12 protein-coding genes are annotated in these 13849 nt (G+C 55.4%); 5 read left to right on the forward strand and 7 right to left on the reverse strand.

Annotated features, from left to right (window positions below):
* Positions 1 to 71: 71 nt before the first annotated feature.
* On the reverse strand, positions 72 to 995 hold the full coding sequence (locus tag AAZT04_RS19780) for a LysR family transcriptional regulator (RefSeq protein ID WP_041414183.1): 924 nt from the start codon (positions 993 to 995) through the stop codon (positions 72 to 74).
* A 192-nt stretch (positions 996 to 1187) separates the two neighbouring features.
* Between AAZT04_RS19780 and pvcA the strand changes: the two genes are divergently transcribed.
* The 3 genes from pvcA (at position 1188) to AAZT04_RS19795 (ending at position 4387) form a co-directional block, all read left to right on the forward strand.
* On the forward strand, positions 1188 to 2153 hold the full coding sequence (pvcA, locus tag AAZT04_RS19785; RefSeq protein WP_128865026.1) for an L-tyrosine isonitrile synthase: 966 nt from the start codon (positions 1188 to 1190) through the stop codon (positions 2151 to 2153).
* 90 nt (positions 2154 to 2243) lie between these two features.
* On the forward strand, positions 2244 to 3107 hold the full coding sequence (locus AAZT04_RS19790; RefSeq protein ID WP_020825157.1) for a TauD/TfdA dioxygenase family protein: 864 nt from the start codon (positions 2244 to 2246) through the stop codon (positions 3105 to 3107).
* 20 nt (positions 3108 to 3127) lie between these two features.
* Positions 3128 to 4387 (forward strand): glycosyltransferase, encoded by a 1260-nt coding sequence (locus AAZT04_RS19795; RefSeq protein WP_262259497.1) that lies wholly within the window; start codon positions 3128 to 3130, stop codon positions 4385 to 4387.
* A gap of 80 nt (positions 4388 to 4467) precedes the next feature.
* Here the strand turns inward: AAZT04_RS19795 and AAZT04_RS19800 are convergent, their stop codons facing one another.
* From AAZT04_RS19800 to AAZT04_RS19825, 6 genes are all read right to left on the reverse strand, one after another.
* Entirely contained in the window at positions 4468 to 5370 is a 903-nt protein-coding gene (locus tag AAZT04_RS19800) for a dihydrodipicolinate synthase family protein (RefSeq protein ID WP_046374546.1), read from the reverse strand.
* Positions 5370 to 7082 (reverse strand): dihydroxy-acid dehydratase, encoded by a 1713-nt coding sequence (gene ilvD / locus AAZT04_RS19805; protein ID WP_176984186.1) that lies wholly within the window; start codon positions 7080 to 7082, stop codon positions 5370 to 5372. Before ilvD ends, AAZT04_RS19800 begins: the two co-directional genes overlap by 1 nt.
* A 2-nt stretch (positions 7083 to 7084) precedes the next feature.
* The gene (locus AAZT04_RS19810) at positions 7085 to 8485 is read right to left on the reverse strand and encodes an MFS transporter (RefSeq protein ID WP_371078727.1); all 1401 of its coding nucleotides are present in this window, start codon (positions 8483 to 8485) and stop codon (positions 7085 to 7087) included.
* Positions 8486 to 8589: 104 nt separating this feature from the next.
* Entirely contained in the window at positions 8590 to 9237 is a 648-nt protein-coding gene (locus AAZT04_RS19815) for a 2-dehydro-3-deoxy-6-phosphogalactonate aldolase (protein WP_262259492.1), read from the reverse strand.
* A complete protein-coding gene (locus AAZT04_RS19820; RefSeq protein WP_041414186.1) occupies positions 9234 to 10136 on the reverse strand; it encodes a 2-dehydro-3-deoxygalactonokinase in 903 nt (300 codons plus the stop codon). The genes AAZT04_RS19815 and AAZT04_RS19820 overlap by 4 nt, the downstream gene beginning before the upstream one ends.
* Before the next feature lie 100 nt (positions 10137 to 10236).
* Complete coding sequence (locus AAZT04_RS19825; protein ID WP_020825164.1) at positions 10237 to 10968, reverse strand: FadR/GntR family transcriptional regulator; 732 nt, start codon at positions 10966 to 10968, stop codon at positions 10237 to 10239.
* Positions 10969 to 11401: 433 nt separating this feature from the next.
* Here AAZT04_RS19825 and dapB point away from each other — a divergent pair, with 433 nt between their 5' ends.
* Together dapB and carA are read left to right on the forward strand one after the other, a co-directional pair.
* Entirely contained in the window at positions 11402 to 12223 is an 822-nt protein-coding gene (gene dapB, locus AAZT04_RS19830; RefSeq protein ID WP_115060127.1) for a 4-hydroxy-tetrahydrodipicolinate reductase, read from the forward strand.
* Positions 12224 to 12693: 470 nt separating this feature from the next.
* Entirely contained in the window at positions 12694 to 13842 is a 1149-nt protein-coding gene (gene carA / locus AAZT04_RS19835; RefSeq protein WP_071888917.1) for a glutamine-hydrolyzing carbamoyl-phosphate synthase small subunit, read from the forward strand.
* The last annotated feature ends 7 nt before the right edge of the window (positions 13843 to 13849 follow it).

The raw sequence follows: 13849 nt of genomic DNA on the forward strand, positions 1-13849 counted from the left end.
GGTGTTGGTCAGCAAAGGGCTGAGAGGTTAAATAACTAAATTAATTGTCGTTGCAGACACTGTTTATTTAATTAAGTTCGCAACTGGTTTAAAGAATTTTTCTCCTTTTGCTGCAGATGGATTTTCATATGCTCAAGCAAACGGCGAACTTTTAAAGGTTGGCTGTCCCGTCGCGGCATAATTGCATAGCAATTAATCTCTGGTAATCGCCATTCAGGCAGGATTTCCACCAAATCGCCATTGTGTAATTCACGCTCAACATTGACAAAGAAATTACGGATGATCCCTTTGCCCGCCAGCGCCAGTTCTTTCATGGCCATACCGTTATTGGTAAATAGACGCCCGGTCATTCGTAGCCGATGCTCATCGCCGTTGTGGTGGAGCAGGCGAACAAATTGCGGGTTGCCCAAGGGGGTAAAAGTCACCCATTGATGCCGGGTTAACGCTTGTGGGCTCTCGGGAATACCATGTCCCGCAAGGTAGGCTGGTGATGCACATAATACCTCACGAAAGCGCGCAAGGCGGGTTGAAACGTAACTGGAATCAGCCAATACACCGCCACGGATCGCCAGATCAATACGCTGTCCTATCAGGTCGATTTTCTCGTCGTGGATCTCCAGCCTCAGCGTGATGCGCGGGTGTTCATCAAGGAAGCTTTGCAGTGCAGGCACCAGATAGTGAGTGGCGAACTCGGTAGAGGTCGCGACGCGCAATTCACCGCTCAGTTCGCCGCGCAGGGCGGCGATACGTTGTTGCCCCCGCTCGGCGGCATGCAGCATTAAAACGCAATCTTCATAAAAACAGAGCCCGGCTTCGGTCAGGCTCAGTGAGCGAGTAGAACGCAGAAGTAATTGAATGCCGAGCTCGTTTTCCAACAGGCGGATATGCTGGCTGACGGCAGAGGTGGTAATGCCTAATTCCTTGGCTGCCATGCTGAACGCGCCGCAATCGACAACTTTAGAAAAAATGGCCATGCGTTTTAGAATATTACTCATAGTTTGTTAAGTTCAACTTAACCAAGATTGTTAATTATACGGACTAATAATATAGCACCATCTCTTCTATATTGCCTGAAGCAGATAAATATCAGCAGTGAGTATTATTCCCTGGTGATGCCTCTTTTTTCGAAAAGTCTTATTGCGTTTGTGAATAAATCACCTGCGCCATAATCTGAACAGGAGTTAATTGTGGACAGTGCCCGTATTGAAAAAATATCGTTAAAGATCCTTCATGAGCTATTGCAATATCGGCGTCGTTTTCCAGGAATGGAAACATCAAACTCCGAGGAAGAGCTGCTCGTCACTCAGGTGCAATTGCCGCGCATACGGGCATTCATTGAACAACAACGGCGGATCGAGTTTGTACTGCCGGCCTTTCCGACAAAATCACCCAATACCAATAAGGTGATCGGTGCGGTACCCGATATGGCGGAACGCTTATCGTTGATATTCCTTAATTCCCTCTGCCAGCGTATTCAGCTTTATTACCCGCCGGGTGCGCATATTGTCATCTGTTCGGATGGTCATGTCTTCGGCGATTTAATCCGCGTCAGTGACGATGCCATCAACCACTATCAGCGCGAAATTGAAACTCTGCTGCATGAGGTTGGGGCCACGCACCTGAGCGTGTTCAACCTGGGGGACGTGGAAGGGCTGGCGGAACACACCGACGACTACGATTTGCTGCGCCAGTTGCTGGTCGACGGTTATGCCGAATCGGAGTCGGCAATCAAACAACAGCTGATGGAAAGCGAGCAGGGGCTGCAACTGTACCGCGCCATTACCCGCTTCCTGTATGAAGACAGTCAACTGCCCGGCTACAGCGGCTCGAATGCCGCGTTGCAGAAAGACGCCAAGCTGCGGGCCTGCGGCGTGATCCAACGCAGCTGGGCCTGGGGTAATTTGCTGGCTCAGCATTTTCCGGCGGCGATCCGCTTGTCGATCCACCCGCAGCCTGCCGACAGTCTGAAAATAGGCATTCATATGATGCCAACCAAGGACGACTGGTTGACACCGTGGCACGGCGTCGCGGCCAACGTCAACGGACAGTTCGTACTGATGAAACGCAAAGACGCTCAGGAGTTAGAGGGCGAATTGGTGGCGATCCGCGGTACGCCAAGCCATTACCTGATTGAACAACCTCAAGTGGTGTAATGCGCCACCTTACGCCCGCTATCTTGGCGAGCGTCTTTTAACGGCACGGTTGCCGTGTGAGCAGCAAATTTGCTTCAAGGAGAGTCACCGATGGACAATCAACAATTGAACTGCCGTATTGAACTCAATAGCCCCTTTGGCGCTGTATTGACCCCTGAACGCCCGGGGCAATCCATCAGCGAGCTGCCGGTAGCGGCGCTGCGGACGTTGGCACAGCAGCATCACCTGTTGGTGCTGCGCGGCTTCGATTCCGGTTTTACCGATCCGCGGGTATTGACCCGTTATGCCGGCAATTGGGGTGAGATCATGATGTGGCCCTTCGGCGCGGTGCTGGATGTGAAAGAACATCCAGACGCCAAGGACCATATTTTCGACAGCAGCTATGTGCCGCTGCACTGGGACGGCATGTATAAACCGACCATCCCGGAATTTCAGCTGTTTCACTGTGTAGCCGCGCCCTCGCAGGATGAAGGCGGTTGCACTACCTTTGTCGATACTACGCGCCTGCTGGCCAATGCCGATGAGTCGCAGCTGGCTCAGTGGCTGACGGTGTCTATCTCATACCGTATCAAGCAGGTGGTGCACTACGGTGGTGAGGTGTGTTCACCGCTGGTGGTGACGCACCCGAGCGGTAGTGGGCTGATCATGCGTTACAACGAACCGCCGACAGAAGGGAAGAAATTCCTCAACCAGCATGCGCTGGAATATCACGGGGTGCCGGAAGATCAGCAGGAAGCGTTCCATCAGACTCTGCAACAGCATCTCTACGATCCGCGCCACTATTACGCCCACCAGTGGCAGCAGGGTGATGTGGTGATCGCAGACAACTTCTCGCTGCTGCACGGGCGTGAAGGCTTTACCGCCCGCTCGGCCCGCCATTTACAACGGGTTCATATACAGAGCAACCCGGTGTGCGCCAATCTGGCGCTGAAACCGGCCAACGCAGAGGCTTAAGAGTTATGGCACGTATTCTGATGACCGCCGTGGCAACGCCCGGTCACGTTTACCCGATGCTGGGCATTGCCCGGCACCTGATTGCGCAAGGGCACCAGGTTCGGGTGATGACCGGCGCGTTGTTCCGTGAACGTGCGGAGGCGATAGGGGCGAAGTTTGTTGCCTTCGATCCTAAGGTCGATTTCGACTATCGCTATCTCGAGGAACACTTTCCTGAACGCGCTGCATTGCCGCCGGGCAATGTGCAGATGGCGCTGGCGTTGAAAGACTTTTTCGCCGCTCCAATCCCGTTGCTGAATCAACAGTTGCGTACGGTGATCGCCGCCGAGGCTACCGATCTGCTGATGGTGGAAAACTGTTTCTACGGGGTATTGCCGCTGCTGCAGGCGGAAGAACGCCCTCCGGTTATCGGTATCGGCGTAACGCCGCTGTCATTCTCGTCTGAAGATTCCATCTTCTACGGGCCGCGCATTCCTCCGGCGCTGTTGCCGCGGGAGCTACGTCGCGAACAGCTGGTGGATGACGCCACGCGTGCCTTGATTGATGAGGTGCAGCAGAGTTTTGACGCCGCGATGACGCAATCCGGTGGCAGGCCGCTGCACCAACCCTTTAGCGATGCCTTGATCGGCGGTTGCGATCGTTTCTTGCAACTGGCGACCCCTGCGCTGGAATATCGGCGTGACGATTTGCCGGCCGGCGTGCGATTTATTGGCCCGTTGCGCAGCGCCCCGATGCAACTGCCGAGCGAAGCCCTCTGGGATGAGACGGACCAACGGCCGCTGGTGATTGTCAGCCAGGGCACGTTGGCGAATGTCGATCTGCATCAGTTGATTGTTCCGACGCTGAAGGCGCTGGCACAGTTACCGGTACGGGTGCTGGCGACCACCGGGGGGCGTTCGGTCGACGGGCTGTTGGAGCGGCTGCCGGACAATGCCAGAGTGCGGGAGTTTATCTCTTTCGAACGCTGGCTGCCGCAGGCCGCAGTGCTGATCACCAACGGCGGTTACGGCTCAATCAACTACGCGTTGGATCAGGGCGTGCCGTTGATTATCGCCGGTACCGGCGAGGACAAGCTCGAGGCGGCTTCTCGGGTGGTGGCAGCTGGCTGCGGTATTAATCTGCACACCAGCAATCCGGACGAATCGCAGCTGCGTCATGCCGTGCAGCAGATCTTGACGCAACCGGCCTACCGACAGCATGCGGCATGGGTTCAGGCCGATTACGCCTGCCATGATGCGCTGGCGGCGATTGCCGAAGAGGTGGCGGCGTTAACCGCTTGAATATTTTCTGTCACGGGGGCTTCGGCCCCCATTTTTTGTATTCGGCAGTCCATCACAATCGCGATGGACTGCCACTGTGGTCACAGGGAAAATTGACTTAAAAATCGGTCGATCATCAGCCGATCTTCTGCAGTCAGTTGCCAACCGGGGTGGCGACAGTAATCGGTAGCGATGATATTGCGTCGTTGCAGGACGGTCTTTTCGATCTGAATGATGTATTCGCAGTGACTCATCCAGCGTTGGATGTAAGGCAACAATGCCTGATGCAGCCTATTCGCTTGTTCAACTTCGCCGGCCTGCCAATGGCGATAAATACGCAGGTAAATCTCGCTGAACGAGCAACCCGGCATCACGCCTTTGCCGCCCGCCGCCAACATCTGCAACATATAAAGCCCGGCATAGCCGTTCAGAACGTTGGCCTGGGGAGCCAGTTGCAGAAATTCTTTGGTGTATTCCACCGGCGGATTACATTCAATTTTGAACACCGCATGGGGATAGCGGGCTGCCACGTCGGCCAATTGTTGCGGGGTGATCGGCAAACCGGTTTCACTCGGCGCGTATTGCACCATTACCGGGATGTCTACGGCCTCCAGAACGGCGAAAATGTGCTGCTGGATCGCCTGTGGGCTGGGTTGAAGGAAAAAGGGGGGCAGCAGCATCAACGCGTCGGCGCCCAGAGCTTGATAATGACGAGCGCGTTTGACGGCGACTTCGCTGCTGTGATCGGTGACCGAGATAGCGCGAAACAGCGGGGCTCCTGCCAGTTCGCTGATAAATATCTCCGCCAGGCGTTCACGCTCAGGCTCCTCGAGCTTCGGGAATTCGCTGGCGATGCCAAACAGCGTCATTCCCTGAACGCCGGTTGCTGCCAAATGCTCCAGCAACTGGGTAAAACTCAGCGGGTCGATTTCGCCATTGGCCTTGAACGGCATGGCGACGATAGGGTTGACCCCTTCAATGTCGATAGCTTGGTAACGGCCCATTATTCCTCCTCTCGATCGGCCAGTACGGCACCCTGCGCAGCAGGTAAAGCCCAGCGACGATATAAACGCAGGAAGCCGCGCGGCACTTCTTTGTCCACGGGTTGCCAGTTTTGGCGCCGCTGCGCCAACATCGTCTCGTCAACGTGCAGCGTAAGAGTACGCGCGGGAATATCGATGGATATTTCGTCACCGTCTTGCACTAATGCCAGCTCGCCGCCGTCCACCGCTTCAGGCGAGATATGGCCGACAAACAGCCCGCGGTTGGAGCCGGAGAAACGGCCGTCGGTGATCAGAGCGCAACTGTCAGCCAGGCCCATGCCTTCCAGCGATTTCATCGGCTTATACATTTCCGGCATGCCGGGGCCACCTTTAGGCCCTTCATAGCGCAAGACCAGGGCGCTACCCGGCTTAATCTGGCCGGACATAATCGCCTCGACGGACTCCTGCTCGCTGTTGAACACCACGGCGGGCCCCCGGAAGCGCATCAAATTTTCCGGCACTGCCGCAGGTTTCACCACGCAGCCCAACGGTGACAAATTACCGTGCAGCACGGCAACGCCAGCTTCATTCCGCACCGGAATGGCCAGGGTATGGATGACTTCCGGGCGGCGGCTTGGCCGGGTTTCCACCAGCAGTTCAGCTTTGGTTTTGCCGGTGACGGTTAACGCATTGAGATCGAGCAGTTTGGCAATCTCAAGCTCTACTGCCGGTACGCCACCCGCTTCCCAAAAATCAATCATGTCATGTTCACTGGCCGGATAGAGCGAGGCAACCAGCGGTACCTGGTGGCTCAACTCATCGAAGACGGACAGCGGCAGGTGGCCCAGTTCCGCTTCGTAATGAATGGCTTGCAGATGCAGAATGGCATTGGTGGAGCCGCCGGTGGCCAGCAGGTAGATCACCGCATTGCGGATCGACTCGGCGGTGATAATTTGGCGGGCATTGACGCCATTCAATACCAGTTCCACCGCGGTGCGCCCGGTTTCGATAGCGCACTCGCGGCGTTCGGCCGAAACCGCCGGCAGCGTGCTGCTGCCGGGCAGGCTCATACCCAGTACTTCACCGATGCAGCACATGGTGTTGGCGGTGCCGTACATAGTGCAGGAGCCCGGGCCGGGTTCGGCGATATTTTCGATATGGGCAAATTCCGCCTCATCGATTTCGCCACGCATCTTCCAACCGATGGCCTCGGTGACGATGTTGCCGTCCCAGTGTTTACCTTTATATTCAGCCGGGTACATCGGCCCGCCGTTAACCATGATGGCCGGAATATCCAGCCGTGCCGCCGCCATCAGCATGGCGGGGACAATTTTGTCGCAGGAGCCAAGCAACACCATGCCGTCGAAACGATGGGCACGCATCATCACTTCGATGGAGGCGGTGATCACTTCACGAGCGGCCAGAATGTAGCGCATGCCGAGATGCCCTTCGGCGATACCGTCACAGGGAGCGATAGTGCCGAACACCATGCCGACCCCACCGGCTTCTTCAATGCCCTGCAATACCTTGGCCGTCAGCTCATTCAGATTGGCGTGGCCGGCTGTCGCGTTGGTATAGCTGTTGACCACGGCGATCACCGGACGGCGCAGTTGTTCGTCACTGTGCCCCATGGATTTGTATAGCGCACGCTTCAGCGCGCCATCATCGCCCTCCAGAATGGGGTTGAAATGCGAGCCGCAACCGCCGCTGCCACAGGTTCCACATCCGCTCATAATCAAGATCTCTCAGTGATATTTAAAGGATTGTCAGCGTCAGGCTGAGCAATATGTTGGTGTTGCAAGTCATGGTTTTTTTTAGGGGAGACCAGTTTGGCCGGCAGCATGAAAATCAACGGGGCGCAGAGCAACAGGAAGCCCGCCAGAATGTACAGGCCGCTGTCGGTCTGGCCGGTTTGATCTTTCAGCCAGCCGAGTACCGTGGGGCCGAAGAAACCCGCGAGGTTGCCGACAGAATTCACCAGAGCAATACCGGCAGCGGCGGCGGTGCCGGAAAGCAGGGTGCCGGGCAGGCTGATGTAGGTAGGGATCAGCGCCAGGGTGCCGGACATTGCTACGCATATCCACGTCATCATCCAGAAGGTGGAGCCGCTGCAGTAAGCGCTCAACGTCAGGCCGATGCAGCCAATCACCGCCGGGATGGCGATATGCCAGCGACGTTCCTGCTTAAGATCGGAATGGCGGCTGTTCCAGATCATAAAGACGGCGCCAAATACGTAAGGCAACGCAGCCAGCAGGCCGATTTGGAAATCGTCGCTGATGCCTGAGGTTTTGATAATGGAAGGTAACCAGAAGCTGACGCCGTAATAACCGACGTTGAAACTGAAAAAAATCAACGCCAACAGCCAGACATAGCGGTTAGCCAGCATCTCTTTCAGGCTGTGGGCCGCTTTGCCGTTTGCTGCGCGATCCCGGTTGGCGCGATCCTTGGCCAGATCGGTTTGCACGATCTTTTTCTCTTCGGCGTTGAGCCATTTGGCTTCAGCCACGTTGTTATCCAGGTAACGCAGCACCACAAAGGCCAGCAAGAAAGAGGGAATGGCCTCGACCAGGAACAGCCACTGCCAGTTGTGTAAACCGCCGACATTTTCGAACAGTTTGAGGATCAAACCTGAAAGCGGGCTGCCGATAATCACCGACAGCGGTGTAACCAGAATGAACAGCCCCAGCGTGCGGGCGGAACGCCATGAAGGGAACCACAGCGTTAAATAGAACACGATGCCGGGGAAAAAGCCGGCCTCGGCCACGCCAAGCAGAAAACGCAATACATAGAAGGTGGTTGGCGTGGTGACAAACATCATGGCCGCGGACAGGATCGCCCAGGTGGCCATGATGCGGGCAATCCAAAAGCGCGGCCCGAAGCGTTGCATCAGCAGGTTGCTTGGCAGCTCAAAAATAAAATAGCCGATGAAGAAAATGCCGGCACCGAGACCATAGACGGTATCGCTGAAGCTCAGGGCGTCTTGCATATGCAGCTTGGCGAACCCGACGTTAACGCGGTCCAGATAGGCGAAGAAATAGCACAAAATCAGGAAAGGGATCAGACGGCGAGTAATTTTACCGTACACCCGCGTTTCAGCGGCCTGTTCCGCCGTTGGATTTTCCGTGGTCAGCTTCATGATGGTTTCCTCTGATTTATTTTTATTAGCCGGGTTATGCCGGCGTATTCAAGGAGCGATCGGCAGCCTTGGGCTGCGGCAGTACGGTACTGAGGCGTGAGGTGTTACCCCACCGATTGACGCCAGGCGGCCTGATAGGCCAGCGCGCGTTGACGTAATGCCGCCAGGCTGATGCCGGGTTGATAGAGTCCGCCTCCCAGCCCAAACCCGTTGCTGCCCGCCTGGATATAGGCGCGCATCTGCAGGGGATCCGGTTGGATCCCTCCTACCGGCAAGCAAACCAGTCTTTGGGGAAGCACGACACGCAGCGCCTTGGTTACCGCTGGGGTAATACTTTCTGCCGGGAACAGCTTCAATCCGCTGGCTCCGGCGGCAAGGGCGCAGAAGGCTTCGGAAGGGGTGGCCACGGCGGGCATGCTGATCAGATTCAAATAACGGGAATGGCCGATCACCGCGGCGTCGGTATTGGGAGAAATAATCAGTTGTCCCCCGGCTTTGGCCACCTCTTCAACCTGCTGGACGTTCAGGACGGTGCCGGCGCCGACAAAACCCCTGTCGCCGACGGTTTTCCTGATCACGCGAATAGAGTCGTACGGGGTGGGGCTATTAAGCGGTACCTCCAGAAAGCGGAAGCCGCAGTCCAGCAGAATTTCGACGACGGGCTCAGCCTCCTCAGGCGTGATGCCACGCAAAATAGCGACCAGGGGAAGCGGCTGTTGCTGCCACTGTTGGAGGAAGATTTCTGGGCTCATTGGGCGGTTCCTTGTAGTAGGGGATACAGTTGACTTAATCCGTTGATAAAGCAGCTATCGCCATCCGTGGCGCGCAATGACAGGCCCAAGGGTTCCGCCGCCATTTGGTAGCGCGCAACCAGCGGGGGGCTGGCGACAACCCAGATGGGCTGGTGCGCGGGCAGCGCCTGAAGCTCATTACCGATCAACAAGCCGGAAAGGTAGCTGTGTATATTTTCCGCGGCGATTTCACCGCTGAGGCGGCGGGTACGTGCCGAGAAAATCAGGTGGCTGAGGGGGGCACCGCTGCGTGCCGTATCGGCCCCGAGGATGAACGCCTGCGCGTCCTCCTGTTGTTCCGGCAGGGCGTTGCCCAAAATGGAGTGCCGGCTGAGCAACGAGAACAGTTCGCCGGTCATAAAGGTTGAGAAGTGGCCGATTTCTCCCTGATTCAACTGAACATGCTTGCTGTGGGTTCCGGGTAAAATTGCCAGGCATTGCGCCGCTGGATGTCGTCTGGCCAAACCGAGCAGCTGCACTTCTTCTCCTCGCATCACTTCGGGCTGCTGAGCCAGCCCCAGCCCCTGAACACCGGGAATGATCCACGCTGGGCTACCCCAGTCAGTGGTGAATTTCATGGCCCCAGCCGCCAAATTTTTCAGGCCGCACGGCTGGGTTATGTAGGCAACCTCATGCCACCCCTGTTGTGATCCCACCATGCCGGCCATGACCACCGGCAAAGCGCCATGTTCGACTAACCAGGGCTGCAATAAGGTATGTAGGGTGTCGGCAAACCGGTTTTTTTCAACGGCCAGCAACCCGCAGGGATGGCTGAGGTTACTTAGGCATTGCTCCCCACACATTAAAAAAGCGCGGAAGTTAGTGGTGCCCCAATCGATACCAATCCAGTTGTTATTCATTCAAGTAATACAAACCATGCAGTCTTGTCATACAAGAATGCTAGAGCGAAAATTGCTCAGGATCTGTGAGGGCGATCGAAATTACAGCAAAGAGGGATTTTTAGAGGATGTGGGCGAACATTTCCGGTTGCTGCTGCCAGTGATTCTTTTTGGCCGCATTGAGCAGAATGACACGCATACGCTGGCGTGCAGTTTCTACCTGTTTGAAGCGAATGGCCTCCAGCAATTGTTGGTGCTCTTCAACCGCACTTTTGGTCAGCCGGATATCTTCTTCCAGCGTTTGCTGGAAAGAGAGCGCCATAGCCGCGGAAAGTGCGCTGCCCAATGAATGCAAAAAAGGATTGTGGCTGGCGCCCAGCAAGGCAAGGTGAAATGCCATATCGCCCTGCTCGAAGAGTTGGCGACTGGCCTGCTGTTGCCCTTGTGACATGAGTTTGCAAGCATCTTCCAGCGCGGCCAGGTCATGACCGGTGGCGTTAACGGCCGCTAATGCCGCGATATTCGGTTCAAAGATCAGACGGGTGACCATCAATTGTTCGACCAGTTGTTGGTCGAGACTGCCTTCCGCCAACCAGCTCAGTACGTCAGGATCCAAAAAGCTCCATTGCTCGCGGGCATTGACGGTGCTGCGCTTCTTGGCCTGAATGGAGACCAACCCCTTCGCCGCCAGCACCTGCAACGCGTTACGTACCGAAGTGCGTGAAACCGAATACTGCAAGGCCAATTCATTCTCCCCCGGCAGCGACAGCCCAGGCGGCAGATCGCCACTGATGATGCGGCGGGCCAAATCTTGCGTCAGGGTTTCCGATATGGTGGTTTGCGCGGTTTTCATCCGTGGTTCTCAGGTAATTAAAGCGGCAGTTGCGCCCTATACTAAGCTAAGCGGCGTGCTGGTGGTACCTGTGCCGGTTTGAATGAAGAAAACGAGCGTTTTTTCATGCAAATTTCACCGGTTCAAATTGCATGTTTATGTACAATCGTCAATGGGCGTTGATCGGCCTGATTGTTAACCCATTGACAGCATTACTGATGAAAAGTGGGGGATATCATAATTTTCTAATTATGAAATGAATCCTCTGGCGATGATAGGGCGAGGCAGTTACCCTGAACCGATATACCCGTCATACTTGAAGCTGTATCTGTGTTGACTGCGCTCACTTACCCGAATCACTTACTGAAGTAAGCTCATTGGGATAAGCTCGCTTGCCGCCTTGATACAGCTCCAATTATTTAGGGTAATGAAATCAATCAACAAGAGAGCAAGTATGACTGATTCACCCATCCGCATTGCGATTGCGGGTTCCGGCGGCCGTATGGGCCGCCAATTGATCCAGGCGGTACATCAGGCGCAGGGCGTGGTTTTGGGGGCGGCAGTATCGCGCCCAGGTTCAAGCCTGATTGGGACCGACGCAGGTGAACTGGCGGGCATTGGTGCGCTGGGCATAACCGTCAGCGACAGCCTGGAAAAAGTGGCCGACGATTTCGATATCCTGATCGACTTCACCCGTCCGGAAAGCACCCTGGCGTACCTGGCTTTCTGCGTTGAGCACAAAAAAGCCGTGGTGATTGGCACCACCGGTTTCGATGATGTGGGTAAAGAAGCCATCCGTGCCGCGGCTGGGCAGATTGGCATCGTCTTCGCCGCCAACTTCAGCGTGGGCGTGAACCTGGTGTTAAAGCTGCTGGAAAAAGCCGCGCAGGTGATGGGCGACTATACCGATATTGAGATTGTTGAAGCGCATCATCGGCATAAGGTAGACGCTCCTTCGGGGACGGCTTTGGCGATGGGCGAGGCGATTGCCGGCGCGCTGGGGCGCGATCTGAAAGAGTGCGCGGTGTATGCGCGTGAAGGTTATACCGGTGAACGCGATCCGAAGAGCATTGGCTTTGCCACTATTCGCGCTGGCGATATCGTCGGTGAACACACCGCCATGTTCGCCGACATCGGTGAGCGGGTAGAAATCACCCATAAGGCCTCCAGCCGCATGACTTTTGCCAGTGGTGCGGTTAAGGCTGCAGCATGGCTTGAAGGTCATGATAAAGGTCTGTTTGATATGCGTGATGTGCTCGGTTTAGACCAGTTATAATTGATTTGTATGCCATCGTGATGTGGCTGTATTAATCATAGTGCTATGATTAACGGACAATAATTTTATTGTCCTTTTTTTTAACATGATAAATGTGTGTTTTAGGTCGTTTTTATTGGTTGATTGCTATTTTTGGTGATTAACTTTTAATTTATGATGCTTTTTCCCCTTCAAACGTATCTCTCGCCTGGAAAAGTGCCCTGGGAATTGTGATTTTCTGTCTTTAGAGCTCGCAACCGTTTACTCACCCGAGTTTAGACGTGTTTTTATGGCTACTGACCCCATTAAACGCCGAGAAGTGCAAAAATAAGAGAAAAAATGGCGCTTTGGGTAGACAAGCGGAGCACTCATCATTAAAATGCGCCCAATTTGCCAAAAATTGACCTTGAGGGCGGTTTTTGCATTGATTTAGATCGTGATATCTGAATTAATATGCAAATATTGTGATTGATTATTCCTTGGAGGGTGTTTTGATTAAGTCAGCGCTATTGGTTCTCGAAGACGGAACCCAATTCCACGGTCGGGCCATCGGGGCAGAGGGTACGGCAGTGGGGGAAGTGGTCTTCAATACGTCGATGACCGGTTATCAAGAAATCCTCACTGATCCTTCCTACTCCCGCCAGATCGTTACTCTTACTTATCCTCATATCGGCAATGTCGGCACCAATGCTTCCGACGAAGAATCCTCCGCTGTACACGCCCAAGGCCTCGTCATTCGCGACCTCCCACTGATTGCCAGCAACTACCGCAACGAAGAAGGCCTGTCTGACTACCTGAAGCGTCACAACATCGTGGCGATTGCCGATATCGATACCCGCAAGCTGACCCGCCTGCTGCGCGAGAAAGGGGCACAGAACGGCTGCATCATCGCTGCCGACACGCCGGATGCCGCCTTGGCGTTAGCGAAGGCCAAAGCCTTCCCGGGCCTGAAAGGCATGGATCTGGCGAAAGAAGTTACCACCCAGGAAGCCTACAGCTGGCAGCAGGGCAGTTGGACGCTTGAAGGCGACCTGCCGGAAGCCAAACCGGCCTCTGAGCTGCCGTTCCACGTGGTGGCCTATGACTACGGCGCCAAGCGCAACATTCTGCGTATGCTGGTGGATCGCGGCTGCCGCCTGACGGTGGTGCCGGCACAGACCCCGGCGGATGAAGTCTTGAAGATGGATCCGGACGGTATTTTCCTGTCCAACGGACCGGGTGACCCGGAGCCATGCGATTACGCCATCGCCGCCATCAAGCAGTTCCTGACAACCGATATCCCGGTGTTTGGCATCTGCCTCGGCCATCAGTTGCTGGCTCTGGCCAGCGGTGCAAAAACCGTGAAGATGAAGCTTGGCCACCACGGCGGCAACCACCCGGTAAAAGATCTGGATAACGACTGCGTCATGATCACCGCGCAGAACCATGGTTTTGCGGTAGACGAAAACAACCTGCCGGCCGAACTGCGCGTCACGCACAAATCCTTGTTTGACCACACGGTGCAGGGCATTCACCGCACCGATAAAGCAGCGTTCAGCTTCCAGGGCCACCCTGAAGCCAGCCCGGGCCCACACGACGCCGCGCCGCTGTTCGATCACTTTATCGAACTGATTGAGACTTACCGTTCTTACGCCAAATAATCAGGAG

Origin of the sequence: Serratia sp. Je.1.23.a, from assembly GCF_051129805.1 — a bacterium.
In the GTDB taxonomy this organism is placed as follows: Bacteria; Pseudomonadota; Gammaproteobacteria; order Enterobacterales; family Enterobacteriaceae; genus Serratia; species Serratia liquefaciens.

Excerpts from the sequence above, each read along its gene's own strand:
- AAZT04_RS19780 (WP_041414183.1), bottom strand. The coding sequence starts at position 995 with ATGAGTAATATTCTAAAACGCATGGCCATTTTTTCTAAAGTTGTCGAT.
- AAZT04_RS19790 (WP_020825157.1), top strand. The coding sequence starts at position 2,244 with ATGGACAATCAACAATTGAACTGCCGTATTGAACTCAATAGCCCCTTT.
- AAZT04_RS19795 (WP_262259497.1), top strand. The coding sequence starts at position 3,128 with ATGACCGCCGTGGCAACGCCCGGTCACGTTTACCCGATGCTGGGCATT.
- AAZT04_RS19800 (WP_046374546.1), bottom strand. The coding sequence starts at position 5,370 with ATGGGCCGTTACCAAGCTATCGACATTGAAGGGGTCAACCCTATCGTC.
- ilvD (WP_176984186.1), bottom strand. The coding sequence starts at position 7,082 with ATGAGCGGATGTGGAACCTGTGGCAGCGGCGGTTGCGGCTCGCATTTC.
- AAZT04_RS19810 (WP_371078727.1), bottom strand. The coding sequence starts at position 8,485 with ATGAAGCTGACCACGGAAAATCCAACGGCGGAACAGGCCGCTGAAACG.
- AAZT04_RS19815 (WP_262259492.1), bottom strand. The coding sequence starts at position 9,237 with ATGAGCCCAGAAATCTTCCTCCAACAGTGGCAGCAACAGCCGCTTCCC.
- AAZT04_RS19820 (WP_041414186.1), bottom strand. The coding sequence starts at position 10,136 with ATGAATAACAACTGGATTGGTATCGATTGGGGCACCACTAACTTCCGC.
- AAZT04_RS19825 (WP_020825164.1), bottom strand. The coding sequence starts at position 10,968 with ATGAAAACCGCGCAAACCACCATATCGGAAACCCTGACGCAAGATTTG.
- dapB (WP_115060127.1), top strand. The coding sequence starts at position 11,402 with ATGACTGATTCACCCATCCGCATTGCGATTGCGGGTTCCGGCGGCCGT.